This is a genomic window from Roseivirga sp. 4D4, assembly GCF_001747095.1.
Taxonomy (GTDB): Bacteria; Bacteroidota; Bacteroidia; order Cytophagales; family Cyclobacteriaceae; genus Roseivirga.
Genome location: NZ_MDGP01000001.1, coordinates 706,972 through 724,944 on the forward strand (window position 1 = coordinate 706,972; position 17,973 = coordinate 724,944).

At 42.7% G+C, this 17,973-nt stretch carries 17 protein-coding genes; 7 read left to right on the top strand and 10 right to left on the bottom strand.

The window, feature by feature from the left end; all coding sequences use genetic code 11:
• Positions 1–73: 73 nt before the first annotated feature.
• Entirely contained in the window at positions 74–2,230 is a 2,157-nt protein-coding gene (locus BFP97_RS03085) for a prolyl oligopeptidase family serine peptidase (protein ID WP_069841005.1), read from the bottom strand.
• A gap of 217 nt (positions 2,231–2,447) precedes the next feature.
• On the opposite strand from BFP97_RS03085, the gene BFP97_RS03090 reads away from it, so the two are divergent.
• Positions 2,448–3,524, top strand: a complete 1,077-nt coding sequence (locus BFP97_RS03090; protein ID WP_255399324.1) for a methyltransferase domain-containing protein — start codon at positions 2,448–2,450, stop codon at positions 3,522–3,524.
• Positions 3,525–3,561: 37 nt separating this feature from the next.
• Here the strand turns inward: BFP97_RS03090 and BFP97_RS03095 are convergent, their stop codons facing one another.
• The 9 genes from BFP97_RS03095 to BFP97_RS03135 all read right to left on the bottom strand — a co-directional run bounded on the left by BFP97_RS03095 (position 3,562) and on the right by BFP97_RS03135 (position 11,885).
• Positions 3,562–4,206, bottom strand: coding sequence for a toxin-antitoxin system YwqK family antitoxin (locus BFP97_RS03095; protein ID WP_069841006.1), 645 nt, complete (start codon positions 4,204–4,206; stop codon positions 3,562–3,564).
• 170 nt (positions 4,207–4,376) lie between these two features.
• The gene (cysM, locus tag BFP97_RS03100) at positions 4,377–5,255 is read right to left on the bottom strand and encodes a cysteine synthase CysM (protein ID WP_069841007.1); all 879 of its coding nucleotides are present in this window, start codon (positions 5,253–5,255) and stop codon (positions 4,377–4,379) included.
• Positions 5,252–6,088 (bottom strand): serine O-acetyltransferase, encoded by an 837-nt coding sequence (locus BFP97_RS03105; protein WP_069841008.1) that lies wholly within the window; start codon positions 6,086–6,088, stop codon positions 5,252–5,254. Before BFP97_RS03105 ends, cysM begins: the two co-directional genes overlap by 4 nt.
• A 193-nt stretch (positions 6,089–6,281) precedes the next feature.
• The gene (locus BFP97_RS03110) at positions 6,282–7,112 is read right to left on the bottom strand and encodes an alpha/beta hydrolase (protein ID WP_083262402.1); all 831 of its coding nucleotides are present in this window, start codon (positions 7,110–7,112) and stop codon (positions 6,282–6,284) included.
• Between the two features lie 17 nt (positions 7,113–7,129).
• Positions 7,130–7,348 carry a hypothetical protein gene (locus BFP97_RS03115; RefSeq protein ID WP_069841010.1) on the bottom strand — a complete coding sequence of 73 codons (219 nt, stop codon included), beginning with the start codon at positions 7,346–7,348 and terminating at the stop codon, positions 7,130–7,132.
• A gap of 54 nt (positions 7,349–7,402) precedes the next feature.
• Positions 7,403–8,299, bottom strand: a complete 897-nt coding sequence (locus BFP97_RS03120; protein ID WP_069841011.1) for a carboxypeptidase-like regulatory domain-containing protein — start codon at positions 8,297–8,299, stop codon at positions 7,403–7,405.
• A gap of 36 nt (positions 8,300–8,335) precedes the next feature.
• Complete coding sequence (locus tag BFP97_RS03125) at positions 8,336–9,265, bottom strand: adenylate/guanylate cyclase domain-containing protein (protein WP_069841012.1); 930 nt, start codon at positions 9,263–9,265, stop codon at positions 8,336–8,338.
• Positions 9,266–9,386: 121 nt separating this feature from the next.
• The gene (locus BFP97_RS03130) at positions 9,387–9,935 is read right to left on the bottom strand and encodes a hypothetical protein (RefSeq protein WP_069841013.1); all 549 of its coding nucleotides are present in this window, start codon (positions 9,933–9,935) and stop codon (positions 9,387–9,389) included.
• Positions 9,936–10,025: 90 nt separating this feature from the next.
• On the bottom strand, positions 10,026–11,885 hold the full coding sequence (locus BFP97_RS03135) for an ABC-F family ATP-binding cassette domain-containing protein (protein ID WP_069841014.1): 1,860 nt from the start codon (positions 11,883–11,885) through the stop codon (positions 10,026–10,028).
• A gap of 284 nt (positions 11,886–12,169) precedes the next feature.
• Here BFP97_RS03135 and BFP97_RS03140 point away from each other — a divergent pair, with 284 nt between their 5' ends.
• From BFP97_RS03140 to BFP97_RS03165, 6 genes are all read left to right on the top strand, one after another.
• Positions 12,170–13,450 carry an efflux RND transporter periplasmic adaptor subunit gene (locus BFP97_RS03140; protein WP_069841015.1) on the top strand — a complete coding sequence of 427 codons (1,281 nt, stop codon included), beginning with the start codon at positions 12,170–12,172 and terminating at the stop codon, positions 13,448–13,450.
• A gap of 2 nt (positions 13,451–13,452) precedes the next feature.
• On the top strand, positions 13,453–14,787 hold the full coding sequence (locus BFP97_RS03145; protein WP_069841016.1) for an ABC transporter permease: 1,335 nt from the start codon (positions 13,453–13,455) through the stop codon (positions 14,785–14,787).
• A gap of 95 nt (positions 14,788–14,882) precedes the next feature.
• Positions 14,883–15,494, top strand: a complete 612-nt coding sequence (locus BFP97_RS03150) for a hypothetical protein (protein ID WP_069841017.1) — start codon at positions 14,883–14,885, stop codon at positions 15,492–15,494.
• A gap of 103 nt (positions 15,495–15,597) precedes the next feature.
• Positions 15,598–16,272, top strand: a complete 675-nt coding sequence (locus tag BFP97_RS03155; RefSeq protein WP_069841018.1) for a hypothetical protein — start codon at positions 15,598–15,600, stop codon at positions 16,270–16,272.
• Between the two features lie 270 nt (positions 16,273–16,542).
• The gene (locus tag BFP97_RS03160; protein ID WP_069841019.1) at positions 16,543–17,220 is read left to right on the top strand and encodes a hypothetical protein; all 678 of its coding nucleotides are present in this window, start codon (positions 16,543–16,545) and stop codon (positions 17,218–17,220) included.
• Between the two features lies 1 nt (position 17,221).
• Positions 17,222–17,896 carry a hypothetical protein gene (locus tag BFP97_RS03165; RefSeq protein ID WP_069841020.1) on the top strand — a complete coding sequence of 225 codons (675 nt, stop codon included), beginning with the start codon at positions 17,222–17,224 and terminating at the stop codon, positions 17,894–17,896.
• Positions 17,897–17,973 lie beyond the last annotated feature (77 nt).

Below are 17,973 nucleotides of genomic sequence, written 5' to 3' on the forward strand. Positions count from 1 at the left end.
GCATTGAGGTGAAGCTTTGGTAGATAGTGGTGTCTCCAATAGCTATAGCATTGTATCGTTCTTATTTAAATATCTACTTAGACGGCTTTAGGTGTCGATCAAAGAATTCGATCAACTTGCCAAACAGGTAGCGGCCATTATTTCGATCACCGCTCCATCCATGTGTCGCGCTTGGTGCAAAGGCAAAGTCGAAATCCTTGCCCTGTTTAATCAGTTCTTGTGCTAAGGTGGCTGTAGTCTTAAATGGTACCACATGGTCCTGCATGCCGTGGATAAACAGCAGTTTGTCTTCCAGATTTGCAGCGTATTTAATCGCCTTTCTTTCAAAAACCTCAGGGTGTGTCTGTGGGCTACGAACAATAGCGACATCGTCTGTCCCAAAGAACAGCGGGTCAACGGCTGCTGCAGCAGCAACACCTACTTGGAATAAGCCCGGCTTCATCAACAGGGAATAAACGGAGAGTGTGCCACCGTAACTGCTGCCCCAGATGCCAATGCGGTCGGGATCGACATAATCCAATGACTCCATATAGTTAACAGCACTGGCATAATCCTCAATGTCCTGATCGGCAAAGCCCAGCAAGAACTCTTCACGGAACGCCCGGCCGTAACCGTTACTACCGCGCGAGTCCACCTGCACAATAATATATCCCTTCTTTACCAATAGCTGCTGTACCAGGCTGTAGTTACCGGCCCAGCGGTTCCTTGCTGTATTCGAATACACGGGTCCAAAAAGCACTGGATACTTCTTACCGGGCTGCATGTTGGCAGGCTTCATAATCCGGGCATGCAGCGTGTAGTCATCTACAAGACTAGGGAAACTAACGTATTCGGCAGCCGCCCAGCTCCGCTCGGTGAAGGACGGCAATGGAGAGTGTGTGAGTCGCGTAGCCTCACCACCCTGGCTGCTTACCACATAAAGCTCGGGTGGAGAGGTGTCGTTGCTGTGCCTGAATACCAAATGCCGACCATCCGGTGAGGGGTAGCCCACGTTCTGCCCCGCAAGATGGGTCACCTGCTCGGGATCACCTCCGGACATTTTTAGGCGATAAACGTGTTGTTCGTAAGGATTAACGCCATTACCTGAATAAAACAGTGCATCACCAGCAACAGTAGGGGCGGACAGTACATCATAGGAGGGATCTGTCAGGAGCTGCGGACGAGCCTTTTCCTTTGAGGGGTCGATTACATAAAGACCATAGCGATCACCCATATCACTCAAGAAAACGACCTGCTTTCCATCGGGATGCCAGCTAGATCCAAACGATGTATACATACGACTCTCTCGGACACCTCGCCAAATCTCGCGCAGCTCGCTTTCTCCTGGTGCAACTACGAATAATTTACGTTCAACTGCAGTGTCGGATGCGGTATCAATCAGCAGTGCACCGCCTGGTGACCAGTTGAAGTCGATGACCTGGTTGGCGTGAGGGTCTGGCAAATCGAGATATACGATGTTACCGCTTTCTACATTGAGCAGGCCAACCCTACGAATCTCGTTTGGATCGCCCGGGTAACTTCTGCGTACTTCATTAGGACTGGTTTCCTCCGCGAGATAATTCGGGAAGGGTACCTTTCGCATCTCACGTCTGTCAACGGAGTGAAAGGCGATGGTCTTGCCATCCGGGGACCACTTATACGTTGGTCCACTCCAGATGCCTGGACCGATTTCACGTTCTGCTCGGCTGTAGCGCCCCTTCCGTAAGCTAGAGAGACTTGCGATACCGATCTTGGTCAACTGACGATTTTGTTTAGAGGTAAAGTCAGCCAGCCATAGGTCACCATTCTGTATATAAGCCGCTTGGTTGCCATTGGGCGATATCGACAGTCTGCCTGCACCTGCCTCTACAGGCATCAATTGGTGGTCTTCTTCCGGGCTCAGCGATGTTTGCCATAGGTTGTTACCTCGCAGGCTGATGATGGTGTTTGCGTCAGTCCAGACCATATCCCGCACTGAGGCGGAAGCCGTATTGGAAATAAGGCTAACTTCCTTGCCATCGCTTGTGGATACCCATAGGCCGCGCCCAGGGGTGCCCGGTTCACTCCAGGAAAAGGCGAAGTGCTTGCTATCCGGTGCCCAGGCAGGCCCAGACGGTGTTGTTCCTGTTAGTCTTGGCGTTGCGAAGAGGTCATCCAGGGTGAGGTCACTTTCCTGTGCGGTGACTGTTGCGCACATCACGGTCAGTAAGCCTGTGATTACCCATGTTTGCCAAAGAGAGAGTTGTTTCATGTCTTTAATTTAATCACTGTAAAGCTCCTAACTAAGCACTGTCGGCTTAGTCTTTCAAAAACCTCAAAAGTATCTGGTTCAACTACTCTTTGCAAACCGATTGGGCTTGGTGCTTACTGTGGAGCTTATTAAGTATAAGTGGTATTAAATAAACTCATAAGGGTTAGTAGTTTATTTCATAATCTGAATCAGGTAGCTAATCACCATTTTGATAGCTTTGGTTATAGAATTTGAAGTTATGATTGAGGTAAAACATTTACGTTTGATTGATACAGTAGCACAGGTTGGGTCATTGAATAAGGCAGCAGACATATTATGTTTAACTCAATCTGCGCTCAGTCATCAGCTCAAGGAACTAGAATCAAAACTTGGTATTGAAATTTTTTACAGAAGTAATAACCAGTTATACTTTACTCCTGAAGGAAAAGAACTCCGAGACGCTGGTTCAGGTATTTTGGATCAATTAAAAGATCTTGAGAAAAAGGTCAAAGAGATAAGCCAGAGTCAATTAAAAAGTTACGTCCACGGTTATTCTGAACTCGAAAGCAAGCGATTGAATGATCAGGCAAAGACAATGTCAGATTTACTTCACTACGATTCAGTCTGGGACAAAGATTCAACTGTTTTTGGAGTTGGTGCTCAAACCAGCATTATAAGTACTAAAAACTCAGAGACCAAATTCACCTCTATTGACATTTCAGGAAGTTCTTTGATAAAAGCAAAAGAGACTATAAGTACTCTGGGAGTTGAAAATGTCACTTTTTTTCAGGCGGATGTATATGATTTGCCATTTGATAATGGTTCATTTGATCATGTCTTTGTTTGTTTCCTGCTAGAACATCTGACTAAGCCAGTTGAAGCACTTTTGGAAATAAAGCGAGTCTTAAAAAAAGGTGGAACATTAACGGTAATAGAAGGCGATCATGGTTCCACTTATTTTTTTTCAGAAAGTAAAGCCGCAAGAAAAGCTATTCAAGCTCAGGTAGACCTACAATCAAAAAATGGAGGTAATGCCAATATTGGAAGGCAGTTGTTTCCATTACTCAATGATGTAGGTTTTAATAATATTCATGTAAATCCCAGACAGGTATACATAGATTCGTCCAAACCTGAAATGGTCGAAGGATTTATAAAAAATACTTTTACGGCAATGATTCAAGGAGTCAAAGAAGATGCAGTTAATGCGAAAACTATTACTAAAATGGAAATGGAAGATGGTATAGACGACCTGATCAAAACCACAGAAGGAGGTACCTTTTGCTACACCTTCTTTAAGGCTAAAGTAATAAAGTAATCAGACCTATGCTTTAGAACTATTGTTGGCAAACGTTTTATTTCTTTATTTCTCCGCTTTCGTAATCTATCTCATGAGTTAATTCCCCTTGTTCGTCCCAATAACTCCATGTTCCGTTTTCTTTGTCTTGGTTGATATAACCACCTTCTCGTTGTTTGCTGCCGCTTTTGTAATAGATGGTCATGAAACCTTGCCCTTTAACGTCACTCGTTATAGTCTTACTCTTTAATTCTCCTGTGTCATAGAAAGTTAACCATTCTCCAACTTCTTTATCATGGTCCATAATACCATTTCGTTTGACTTGCCCGCTGGGATAATACTCTGTGTAATCTCCGTGCATTTTGCCATCAATAACAGTAAATACCTTCTCGAATTGTCCGTTGTCAAAGTATGCCTCCCAAGTCCCTTCAACTTCTCCCTTTTTGTATTCTCCTTTTCCTTGAAGAGTACCATTTTGGTGCCAACGAATTGAATTTCCGTGTCTCAGACCGTTATCAAAGTGTGTTTCACTTTCTTTACTTCCGTCTTCATAGTAGAATTTCCAAAGTCCATGTGGCTGCCCGTCCAAGAGTTGTCCCTCAGAAGCAAGTTGACCATTCGAATGGTATGCCTTGCTTTGCTTTAGTCCTTGTCCACAAGCGGATATTATCAATGGAAATAGAAGTATGACTAGTCGTTTCATTTTTAATGTTTACTAACACTTTTATATATAGAATTTCTTCAAAAGTTTGGGTTTAACTTAGCTTTTGAAAAAAGATAAGGGCTATAGAAGGGGATTCCTATTTTTTATTTACTGGACAAGTCGTCCTTTTGGGTATAAATCAAAAATGTATTAATAAATCCGTTCAAGACCTACCCAAACAAGTCAGAACTGAGGTAGCGGTCACCCCGGTCGCAGACAATATGGACAATTAGGCCTTCTTCGATTTCGTTGGCGATTTTTAATGCAGCTGTTAGTGCTCCTCCTGAGCTCATACCGGCTAATACACCCTCTTCCTTGGCCAGTCTGCGGGTCATGTCAGTGGCTTCTTCCTGACTGACATCAATGACCCGATCGATTCTTGAGGATTCAAATATCTTGGGAAGAAACTCAGGAGACCATCGCCTGATGCCTGGAATACTAGAACCATCTTTAGGTTGTGTGCCCACGATCTGCACTTCTGGGTTTTGCTCTTTCAAGTATCGGGAAACGCCCATGATAGTGCCTGTGGTGCCCATGGCCGAGACAAAATGGGTGATCTTTCCGTCCGTGTCCTTCCAGATCTCGGGCCCTGTGGTTTTATAGTGCTGCCCGTAGTTATCCGTATTACCAAATTGGTTGAGCATAAAGTAGCCTTCTTCATCGGCCATTTGCTCAGCTAGTGTTCTGGAATACTCAATGGTCTGCTTGGCAGGGGTGAGGATTACTTTGGCACCATAAGCCTCCATGCTCAAGACCCGTTCGCGAGTGGAGTTATCTGGCATGATGAGGGTCATTTCCACACCCATAATACTGGCAATCATGGCTAGGGCAATTCCAGTATTGCCACTGGTGGCTTCCACCAGTTTGTCGCCCGGTTTTATATCCCCGCGGTCCAACGCTCCCTTGATCATGCCATAGGCTGCACGATCCTTAACACTGCCTCCGGGATTGTTGCCCTCGAGTTTCCCCAGAATACGAACTCCTGGCTTTGGACTGATGCCCTTGTATTCTACCAATGGCGTATTGCCAATCAATGCCTCGATGTTCATGCGCTTTGGCCTTTAAATATGATGGTATCAATAGTGCCCTCAGTATTGGTCATCTGCGCCTGATAGTAGATTTTGGAGAAAGGAGGGATGCTATGGGTAAGCCATACATTACCACCAATAACTGAATCGTGTCCCACCTCTGTATTGCCTCCCAGAATGGTGGCCCCAGCATAGATGACAACATTGTCACCAATAGTCGGGTGACGTTTTGTTTTCGCATCTTTCTTATCGACACTCAGGGCACCTAGCGTTACGCCTTGGTAAATCTTTACGTGATCTCCAATCACTGTGGTTTCCCCAATGACCACACCTGTACCATGGTCGATGCAAAAGAAGTGACCGATTTGAGCGCCAGGGTGAATGTCAATGCCCGTTTTGCTATGTGCATATTCTGAAATGATTCTGGGAATCAATCCAACACCTAGCTGATGTAATTGATGGGCTATTCGATGGGCTGATATCGCGATAAAGCCGGGATACGTTCGAATTACCTCGGTACGGCTTTTGGCAGCCGGATCTCCCTCAAAAAGGGCTGTAATGTCCTGTTCCATCTGCTCGTGAATGGATGGTAGGAGTTCGAAAAACCTTTCAGTGACATGGCTGGGATCTAGTTCTCCCTTGGTGGGGTTTTTCGACAGGATTTGATCTAGCTGGAGTTTTAATCGCTCGATATAGAGTTCAAATTCTCTTTGCGTATTGAATTGCTGTTTAGCAAAGTCGGGAAAAAGCACGCCTAGCAATTCGTTGAACCAATGGGCAATGGCCTCTGGTGCAGGGCAGTTGGCGCAAGCCTGTTGTCGAATATAAAGGGTATTGATGAAATCGCGATCCATGATATCTAAAGTCAAGACTTTGTTAAACAGTTCCTCTAACCAGGTTTTTTGTCGAAGTGGAATGTCCTTAAAACGACACGCGAAATAGGAGTTAAGGTTGTCTATTTGGTCTACAAATTTAGTAGGGTGTTATGAAGATGTTAATGAAGCTCGTTTTTTTAACATCTGTATAACGTTTTTTAATTCAGATTAACTAATCACGGTTATTGACAAATTGAAGTCCTGCCACAAAGGCTGGTGCCATTGATGCCATGTGGGAGGCGATGAACTGACCAGACTCCAATTTCACATTCGTATGAATTTTGTATCCCAAGGCTTTAACAAAGGCCTTATAAGTTTCTACAAATGATGGCTTCTCTTTAGTGCCATAGGACGTAAACACCCTCACTTGCTTCGTAGGTACTGATGTAGCTGAATTGAGGAGTTCTAGTGAATACCCGCTGTCTTCGTCTACGGATGGACTGGTGATTATGTAGCCATCGAACATACCGGGTTTTTTCAGAAGGACATACAGGCCAAAAAGGCCCGCTGTGGAATGTCCATAAATGATTTTCTCTTCTGTCGTTCTGTATTTGCTATTGATATGAGGTATGAGTTGTTCCTCCAGGAAAGTCATAAACTTAGCCGCACCACCCGATCCAGGAGCGCTCTTTACTTTGGATGGCATGTAATCACGAGCCCTTTTCTGAATCCAATTTCCAAAGTCCTTGTAGCCAATGCCAACGATAATCATAGGTGGGTTTTCAGGCTCAAATGAAATGAGGGTTTGGATATCATGTGTCATGCCAAAGGTTACGTTGGCATCGAGAACATAGAGCACTTTGTACCTGGTGCTCGATTGCTGATAGCCGAGCGGAAGGCTCACCATTATTTCGAAATCATCATTAATGTGACTGGAGTTGAAAGTAAACTGTTGAGTATTTGCTAGTTGGACAGATTCAGTTTGAGCTAAAAGTGTACTTTGAAATGCAAAAAGCAACAACGTGCAGCCAAGGGTGGTGTAAATAAAACTCTTTGGTATCATAGACTTAAGAATTTGTATTACGAGAACCTGCGCATACCCTTCATGAACTGCTTTCGCTCTCTCAACTGATGATTCGTCAGTATGAAATAGTAGAGAGGACCTATAAACAGTCCATGGAACATGGGAACTTGTTGTTTGCCAACACGTGACCTATTTGACTTGTAAGCATCAATGAAGATAAAAGCATAGGATACCAAAAGCAGGCTTCCGAGAATAATCCAAAGTGTAGTGTTCATGAATATGTTAACGATAGGCTTAGTTGAAGGTTTTAAACCAGAAATTGCATATAGTCAAATCCTGATGTCATAAGCAAGGTAAAGTATGAATTCATTGTAATTTTTAAGGTGTTCTCCTTGAAGCCCTATATTCAAGTTAATCCTATTGATGCTGTAATTAAACTTCCATCTCAGTTGTGTATGTTCATGCCATTTTTTGAGTTGAGTTTTGACGGATATGTGGTAGCCTAATTCTTTGTAATACTCGAGGATTAGGGCAAAATCTTTCTGGCCCTGAGATTCTCTGGCTCTGTTCAGGCCTAGACCAATACCGAAGGTTCCCCTGCGTTTATATAAACTTGTTACTAAACCGATTTCTTCCAACCCCTGACTTTGGTCCGAGATTATTACCTGGCGTGAGGCATATTCGAGGTCAAAGTTCAAATTAAGCCCACTGGCGATGTAATTAGAGTAACGACTTACTCTGAAGTATTTTCTCGAATTCGAGGTGCGTGCATTGAAATCAGCTTCAAGCCTAAGCCTTGGATAGAGGTTAAATACTGGAGGAATTCTTGCGTTTAATTTGAACCCAAATCCCAAATGGTTAGCACTGTAAGACGGTCCGAGAGTAAGCAAGTCAGTTTCGACATAGCAAACTGTACCAATTTCCATTTTGATATCACCAAGATCTATTATCGCACCTTCTGTCTCTACAGTCGAGAAAGGTACTTCCTTGGTAATAAAGCCTAGATATCTAAAAACCAGCGTGCCACTGCCTTTGGTAGAGTTGAGCATAAACTCTCCAGTTTCAGCTGTTTGAACTCCAGTCCTTGCACCTTTTATAAAAACTGCAGCTTGAGGTAATGGAGTATTCTTTTTAGAGTAAACGACACGCCCCCTAAGTCTTACTTGACTGATTGAATCGAAAGTCGCTAGGAATAAGAGTATGGCAATGAGAAGCGCTCTATGCATATTGAATTAACAATCAAGAGCTCCTAATACCTGTAGTTATGCCGTTGGCATAGGGGCGAGCATGCGGTCTAAGGCATAAACGCGGTGCATACCTTCCTTTCCCTTCGCCTCAATTTCATAAGTGCCACTGATGGTGCACCACTTGTCAAATTGCTTGTATAAGGCTTCAGAGATCAAAAACTTAGTGTTAAGTCCTTTGTTCGCCTGTTCTATACGACTTGCAAAGTTGACGGTATCACCGATGGCCGCTTCTTTTTCCATGCCCGTAATGCCTATGGTACCCCAGATCACATTGCCTGTGTGTGCTCCTAATCTGATTTTAAAATCTCGGTTAACCAATTCATGGATGTCATGATCAAACTTGTCCACAGCATCTTGCAATGCGAAACCTGCACTGATCAGGTTTCCGGCATGGTTGGGGTCGTCATCTAGTCCGAAAATGGCCAGAAAACCATCTCCATAATAGTCGATGATTTTACCGTTATACTTTTTGATAATACTACCGGCTATGTAGAAGTACCTGTTCAGCACATGTACCACATCATAAGCTGGTGTTTTTTCGGTGAATGCCGTGTAATCGGCTATATCCACAAATAAGACAGAGGCTTCTTTTACTTGTCCGAGGCTCCTTGGTGCTCCTTCTCCTCCGTGTTGAAGGATTACATCTTCATCAACTTTATCCATTACCAATCGCCTAATTTTTAAATCCTCAGTAGGTCGAGTTTGGCAAGCCAGTCTTATTTCCTCGGGCAGACCCAACTGTTTAGAAAGGGCTGCTTCTTTGGAGTTTTTCTCAGGAAGATGCTCAAGGCCTTCCTGAACCAATACACGGCAGGTAGAGCAGAATGCGTTTCCTCCACAGGCGTGTACGTGAGGAATGTCATGCTTTAAAGCAGCATCTAAGATGGTCTGTCCTGACGAAGTCTGGACACATTTATGATCGCTGCTGAATTCTAATTTTGCCATGTTTTTGCTAATACCCTTTTACCCAATACTTCTTATGATCTAAGCGATCTTTTGAAGTTAGCAATAAACACTTGTGATGTCACATATTGTTCCCTGACTTGCGGAAACCTTGGGATTTATTCTACCTGCCCCAATCTGGTATCTCCTGATCGACACCCATGAGCTCATTCAGGTAGTAGAATCTTCTTTCGATTGTTGATTCATCATAGAGGCTGAAAATATCACAGTCGTTACACATGATGCTGGCTGGTAGGCCATTGGGTAGTTTGCTATTGTTAGTCAACCGATCGAGTAGTGCTTCTCCAAATTCGCGAAAGAGGAGGTTTTCTCGCTCTTGATCATTCCTATTCTCCCAGCAGTCGGGATTTGCAGAAACTTCTATTCTTGCATTGCCTTGATTCTCGAAGTTCTCAAAATTTCGACTGCAAGCTTGCTGTCCATTCAAGAAAATATCTCCCACAAAAACTAATTCGGTTCGTGTGAGGTCCAAAGATATTCCACGTGCCTGAGCCTCACTTTCAAAACTGTCTAAGTGGACTTTTAGCTCCTCATTTTGGAATGCAGATGTGAAATCTTCAATGTTTTCTCCACAAGAAAGGGTAAGTGTCAATAGAAGGAACACGGTTAGAATTTTCATCCCTTTATCGAAAATATTTCTCTGGTCAGCCATTGTGTCGTTGATTTTGGTTGAGAATTAAGCCCACATCATTAACGAGCTTTTAGTTTTAAACGCCTGGCTCAAACGAAAGGAACAGAACTGCTAAACCAATTCAGAAAGCTCAAGCCATCTCATTTCTTTTTCATCCAGTTGATTTGTAATATCCTCAATGGCTGAGGACCAGGTCGTTAGTTCTTCATGATCTGTTGAGCCTCCGTTCAGCTTTGCAATCAGTGCCGCCTTCTCTTTTTCCAAACTTGGGATCTCCTTTTCAAGTGCTTCGAACTCCCTTTTTTCATTGTAGGTCAACTTTCGAGTTTGTGAAGAATCCTTTTGAGATGTCTGTTTGGGTTGTGTTTCTTTGGTTTTGTTGATTGGCGTTGCAGTTGTACTTGCTGTGGCTCTATAGTCCGTGTAATTACCGGGGAAATCCCTTATTGTACCTGAACCATCAAAGACAAAGAGGTGATCGACTAGCTTGTCCATGAAGTACCGATCGTGAGACACCAGCATAAGACAACCTTCGAAAGCTTCAAGGTAGGCTTCCAAGGTGTTGAGTGTAATCAGGTCCAGATCGTTTGTTGGTTCATCTAGCACCAAAAAATTAGGGCTTTGAATTAGGATTTGCAGTAACTGCAGTCTTCGTTTCTCACCACCACTGAGTTTTCCAATCGGTTTGTACTGAACATCTGGTGGAAAAAGAAAGCGTGTCAAAAACTGAGAAACCGGTACAGTTCTTCCCTTGCCCACTTCAACTACCTCGGCAATCGATTTGGCGAAGTCAATGACGGTCTGCTCATTGTCAAAACTCAGCTCCGTTTGCCGATAGTACCCGAATTTGGTAGTTGGTCCTATGTCTATAGCTCCGACTTTTGGATCAAGTTCTCCCATCAGTAGTTTGATGAAGGTAGTCTTTCCAGATCCATTGGGTCCTACAATCCCAACTCGTTCCTTTCTTGGGAAGACATAATCAAAGTCCTTGATCAATAACTTGTCATCAAATCCATGGCTTAAGCTTTCAACCTCAAGTACCTTTTTGCCTTGTCTTTGTGCCTCAGCTTTTAGTTTTAGGTCATTAGTATTTTCCTTACTGAAAGCCTTGCTCTTGGTATCCTGAAATGCATCCACTCTATATTTGGCTTTGGTACCTCTTGCCTTGGGTTGTCTACGAATCCAGTCAAGCTCTTTGCGGTAGAGGTTTTTTGCTTTGTCAATGGAGGAGTTTTCAGATAATTCTCTCTCTGCTTTTTTCTCCAAAAAGAATGTGTAATCACCTTTGTAATGATGGATTTGGCCTTTGTCCAACTCAATGATTTCGCTAGTGACCTTTTCTAGAAAGTATCGATCATGGGTTACCAGAATTAGGGCCATGTTGGACTGGCTCAGGTAGCTCTCTAACCACTCTATAGTTTCAATGTCCAAATGGTTGGTGGGCTCATCTAGAATGAGCAGGTCAGGTTTCTGAATAAGGACACTGGCCAATGCAATACGTTTTTGTTGCCCGCCTGATAGGTTTGAGACCTCGAGTTCTAATTCATGAAGCCCTAATTTGCCGAGGATTTGCTTGGCCTGGCTTTCTAAATCCCATGCATTGGCTGCGTCAATTTCATTGATCAGTTGTTCAATCTGATTGCCATCTCCATTGGCGAGCGCTCGCTCATAATTGATGATCAGTTGTTGGGTGGGGTCATTTTCATCAAAAACGGCATCCAGAATAGTCTGACCAGCTTTGAAGTGAGGGTTTTGAAGTAGCGAACGAACTACTATATCCTTGCGAAACACAACCTCGCCACTATCCGCAGTTTCAATACCTGTGAGGACTTTCAGGAGCGTTGATTTACCAGATCCATTGATACCCACCAGGGCAACTTTTTGACCCTGAGCGATCCCCATAGAGAGGTCATCTAGAATAATTCTGTCCCCAAAAGTTTTAGAGACGTTTTCAACCGATAGATAGTTCATTGGTCCAAAACTACGACAGTAAATTAAACATGTGAGGTGCTGAACAGAAGATTATTGGTACATCTAATTTTTAATTAGTCGAATCAAACTAAATGTGACTTCCGTTCATCTCTTAATAAGAGTGGTTTGAATAAATTATTTGAAGTATTTCTGAATTCGTGTAATGAATTTACCCGAATTACGTACGTAGTTATATAATGTTAAATAAGGGTTAAAAATTATTAATATAGTTTGAATAAACTATTTTTATAGTTAAATAGGCTTCAACTCAAAATCTAAACAACATGAAAAAACGATCCCTCCTTATCGTTGCGGGTGTCTTTGTCGCGGCTATAATATTCTTCATCACCAAGGTTAATAAAGGCTCAGCTGATACTGGTGAGGTTTTTACAACAGTACAAAGGGGTGAATTCCGGTCTGAGATCATTGCCTCTGGTGAGTTGTTTGCAAAAAGTTCGGCTGAAATCAGAGGCCCTGGCGGTATGCAATCTGCTGGTATTTTCCAAACTAAAATTGAGCACATCATTGAAGAGGGTACGGTAGTAAACGCGGGTGATTATGTTGCTCGATTGGACCAGACGGAGTTGGGCACTAAACGCCAACAACGTATGTCTGATTACACTGTAAGTACCTCACAGTATACGCAAGCCTCTCTTGATTCTGCAATAGAGTTAAGAAAGGCTAGGGATGCTATGGATAAACTGCTCTTCGAAATTGATAAAAAGAAGTTAGTATTGGAGAATTCCCAATACGAGCCACCTGCTGTGGTGAAAGAGAAGACAATGGACCTTGAAAGAGCTGAGAAACAGTACAAGCAAGAGCTTGAGAACTATGAGCTGCAGCGTCAAAAGTCAGTGGCCAAAATGAAGGAGGCGGAAGCTAAGATGAATGATGATAAGGCCAAATTGGATGCCTTGCTAAACTTACAGAAGCAATTCACGATTATGGCATCGGAACCAGGAATGCTGATTTATAAAAGGGATTGGAGAGGTAATAAATTGGGGGTTGGTGCTCAGGTAAGTGCGTGGGACCCCGTGGTGGCGACACTTCCTGACCTGACTAAAATGGTTTCTAAAACCTATATCAATGAAGTAGATATTAACAATGTTAAGGAAGGTCAACGTGTAGATATTGGCTTGGATGCTTTTCCAGATAAGAGACTAACTGGCGTTGTTATAGATGTTGCTAACATGGGACAGCAAAGGCCAAATTCAGATTCAAAAGTTTTCGAGATATCAGTACAAATTCATGAGTCAGACACTACACTTCGTCCTGGCATGACCACAAGTAATAAAATTATAGCAGAAGTGCTTTCGGATGTGATTTTTATCCCGGTGGAAGCCGTGCATAGTCAGGGAGATTCGCTTACCTACGTACTCGCAAAAGATGGAGGAAGTTCTGTAAGGCAAGAGGTACTGCTAGGCAGGTCGAATTCTGATGAGGTAGTTGTGCTTAATGGACTGGATGAGGGAAGTACTATCTATTTGTCTGACCCTGACAATATGGAGAGCCGACCCTTGCGTCTTATTGACAAAACAAATAAAGCTATAGCCAAAAAGGATTAATAATGATCCAGCGGATTCTCCTAAATATGGCCATCGCCTCAGAGGCGGTTTTGGCTAATAAGATACGATCGCTCCTGACCGCTTTGGGTATCATTTTCGGAGTGGCTGCCGTGATTGCCATGTTGGCCATCGGATCAGGCGCTCAGCAGGAGATACTTGAGCAAATTGAGCTTGTGGGTGTCAATAATATCGTCATTAACCCGGTGGTAGAGCAGAGTGAAGGCAATGTGGAGCCAGAAGAAGGTACAGTAGGTACTCAAGAGACTAAAAAGAACCTTTCGCTTGGGTTAAATTTCTTGGATGTTGAAAGTATCCGGAAAATTGTCCCTGGTATAGAGATGATAAGCCCGGAGATCGTTCTTGACACCGAAGTCACGCGTGAAGGCTTTCGTAGAACGGCCAAGTTAGTTGGGGTGGATAATACATTTTTTAAGATTTCAGGTTTTGAGTTGGACGAGGGAGACTATTTCAATCAAGAACAAATTCAAAAGGGAGCACCAGTCTGTATTATAGGCAAAACAATTAAGTCAAAGTTTTTTAGTCGCGAAGAGCCAATAGGGAAGTACATAAAGGTGGGTAAGCACTGGCTCAAGGTAATTGGTGTCCTAGAGGAACGCATCATTTCGGATAAGAGCATTACCAACCTAGGAATTCGGGATTATAACATGGATATCTACACTCCGCTGAGTACAGCCTTGATCCGATATGAAAATCGCTTGATGGTTACCAACTCCTTGATTCAAGAAGCCAGAAGAAACAGGAATAATGATCAGTCGGGTGTAAATTATCATCAGCTCGATCGATTGGTCATCAAAGTGCGTGATACAGAGCAGATCAATTCAATTGCTCAGGTTGTCTCGAAGTTGTTAAGTAGAAAGCACAGCGATGTGGTGGACTATGAAATAGAGATACCAGAACTAATGCTCAAACAGCAACAGCGAACCAAGAATATTTTCAACTACGTACTTGGAGGAATTGCCGGTATCTCCTTGCTGGTCGGAGGAATAGGGATTATGAATATCATGTTGGCATCTGTGCTAGAACGCATTAAGGAAATTGGTTTGAGATTATCACTCGGGGCAAAGAAGGCAGACATCATTTACCAGTTCCTATTAGAAGCTGTCATGATTAGTTTTTCCGGAGGTGCGGTGGGAGTGATCTTAGGTTTGACTATCGCCTTTGGGATAGCCGAATTAGCCGATATACCGACAATTGTTAGTGGTTTTTCAATTCTTTTATCCTTTGGTGTGGCTGTTACAGTGGGCGTGATTTTTGGTATAGCACCCGCCAGACGAGCTGCGAGCCAAGACCCCATTACTTCTCTACGCTACGAGTAGCTGCAACTTTTAAAGGTTTTGGCGTTGTATTGACTATAGGTTGGACTTTTGTCTTATGGCATGGTTCTGATTAACTTGAAGAAAATTTTTTAGTTATGAGAGTTAAGTTTGTAGTTATCCTGGTTCTTTTTGCAATGTCTTTCAGCGTGCCATCACTTTATGGTCAAACGTCAAAGGAGAAAGAGAAATCTGAAAAACCATTATCCAAGAAAGAAAAGAGAAGGTTGGCGAAAGCCAAGAAACTTGAAGCCAAAATCCAAGATGTACTAGCCTTGATAGACGCACGTGACTTCGTGATTAAGGATGATGGTGTAAGTGGTGGTTTGTACCCTCAGTCTGGACTAGTGAACTTCTTTCGGATCAAGGGTGACACGATCACCTTTCAAAGACAGGGCGCAAAACCTCTAGGAACAGGTATTCAGGAAGATGAGGTAATCGATAAATTTCAAGGTATTATAAGGGGATTGAAGGTTTTTGAGTCCGAAGGTGATTTACCACCAAGGGTGGTTGTGAGCTATTTGGATAGAATTACCCAAGAGTTCCGAAGAACAGTCATATATATCTTTCCGAGTCGAGTGGAAGCTAGGCGTGAAGATGGAACTGGCCTCGTAATTCGAGGAAAGCACTACTCTATTGCTAAAGCCAGAGTACGTGAATTGGGAATTAACTCCGATAGACTCTTGGTTGAAACGGCCCAGAGGTATTAAGCGAGAAGAACTTGTATAAAGTTTCCCTCGTAAAAAAATATGAAATTAATAGAATGATTTTTGTTGCCATTCGATAGTGTTCTCACTAACTAAAACTGATGATATGGGAAAGTTGAACAAAATACTCGCTGTTATAACACTGATATTCTTTGGTCTATCTCCAATTATGGCGCAAGACACAAATCAGGACACAACTCCTAAAATGACCAAGCGGATGAAACGTCAGCTGGCAAAGCAGGAGGCCAAGGAGAGAAAGATAAAGTACAATGCGAAGAAACTGGTTCAACTGATTGAGCAGAAGGATTTGGTAGTGATGGATGATGGCGTTGGTAGAGACGTATATCCAGAATCCGGTTTGGTTAACTTTTTTAGAATAAAAGGAGATACCTTGACCTTTCAAAGGGTTGGTTCTAGTGCTTTGGGAACTGGATATCAGAGTGACCCAAAAATATTCAAGAAGAAAGGTGTCATTTTCGAATATCAGGTTTTAGACTCTGAAGCAGGCAGGCCTCAAAGGATATTCTTGAGGTACCGCGAACTTCTCACACTCGAGCCATTCCAAGTCTTGATATTTGTACACGCTAATCGATTTGAAGTACGCAATGATGATGGATCAGGTATTCTTATTCGCGGGAAATTAGCAAATAATGAAGATGCTAACGTCTTGGAGATTGGTAAGAACTCTACAACCCTCCTTTTGAATCAACAACTGGGTTATAGGCGGAGAGCAAGTCGATCTGGAAGACAAATACTTGACGGCTGGCGTGGAGGAGAGTAGTGTGGTTGAAATTAATCAAGTTAAGGTAAGAGTTGTGATCGTAAAAAGAACAATGAGGAATTGTGATTATTGATCATGGCGTGACAGTCGATTAGCCAAGTAATACCTTGATATCTGTTTTTTCCAGAATTGTAGGAGATACGCTGATAGCCACAGGTATTAAGTGTAAAAAAATTGTAAAACATTTCCCCTTGACATAAGATTATTGTACTAATGGAATGATTTTTGTTGTCATTCAGTAGTGATTTAACATTAACTAAAGCTGATGATATGGGGAAATTGAGCAAAATATTCGGTGTTTTAATTCTATTGTTCTTTGGTTTATCCACGGTTGTGGCTCAAGACACTAATACGGAGGAAACTTCAAAAGTGACCAAACGAATGAAGCGTCAACAAGCGAAAAAGGATAAGACGGAGAGAAAGATTAGCTACAATGCTAAAAAATTGGTGCAGTTGATCGAAAAAAGAGATGTGGTGGTAATGGATGACGGTGTAGGGCGTGGTCTTTACCCAGAATCAGGTTTAGTGAATTTCTTTAGAATCAAAGGTGATACGCTAACGTTCCAAAGAATGGGTGCTGATGCTTTGGGAACTGGTATCCAGTCTGATCCTGACATTTTTAAGAAAAAGGGAATAATTTTTGAATACCAAGTCTTGGACTCAGAGCAAGGTCGTCCGAGACGTATCTTTTTAAGATATCGCGAGTTGTTGTCTTTAGAGCCATTTCAAGTTTTGATTTTTGTACATGCTAATCGGTTTGAGGTACGAAATGATGATGGGTCAGGCGTACTAATTCGAGGAAAACTAGCGAGTAATGAAGATGCTAACGTACTGGAGATTGGTCAGAATTCGACTACACTACTTTTGGAACAAAGGCTCTGGAGAAATGGAAGAAGAAAGAGAGACGGGGAAGGTAGACTTTTAACTGGTTGGAGAGGAGGTCAGTAAGATGGCTAATATCACAAAACACAGAAAAGTTATATGCAGAGCAATTACTGTATTCTCTTTGGTTGTCATCGGAATAGTTCCTGTTTATGGTCAACATCTCGATAGTGATATCACTCCAGAATTGACCAAACGGGAGGTCCGTAAGTTAAAACGTCAAAAGATTGAAATGGCCAAAGTTCAGGCTAATATTGAACGGATGATTGATCTGTTGGAACAGCGTGATCTAGTGATTATTGATGATGGAATGAGATCGGGATGGTCAAGTGAACCTTTGATATCCAACTTTTTCAGGATTAAGGGAGATACCCTAACCACCCAGAGGGCATCTGGAAAAAGAACTTTTGAATCAATATCACGCATAAACAAAAGGCAGGGTATTATCACCAAAATTAGAACTCTGGAGAATTCAAACAGAGTGATTATTGAATACCGAGATGCACTAACACTGGAACCAAGGCAGTATTCAATTATGGTCTTTGCCAATCGGTTGGAAGTCAAAGACGACTTTGAGTCCAGATTATTGATAAGAGGCAAGGCTGAAAAGAATACCGATGCAAATGTCTTTGAAATAGGCAAGAATTCAGCTTCTCTAATGTTTGAAAGAAGGCTATGGAGTTCAGGAAGGGCTCGCAACGGAGAAGGACTCTTCAGTGATGGTGCGGCTATCGGTTGGTAGGTAAAGAATTAGTAATTGAAAACCCTGAATGGCAACATTCAGGGTTTTTTATTGCCTGCCTATTTCTTAGAAACGTC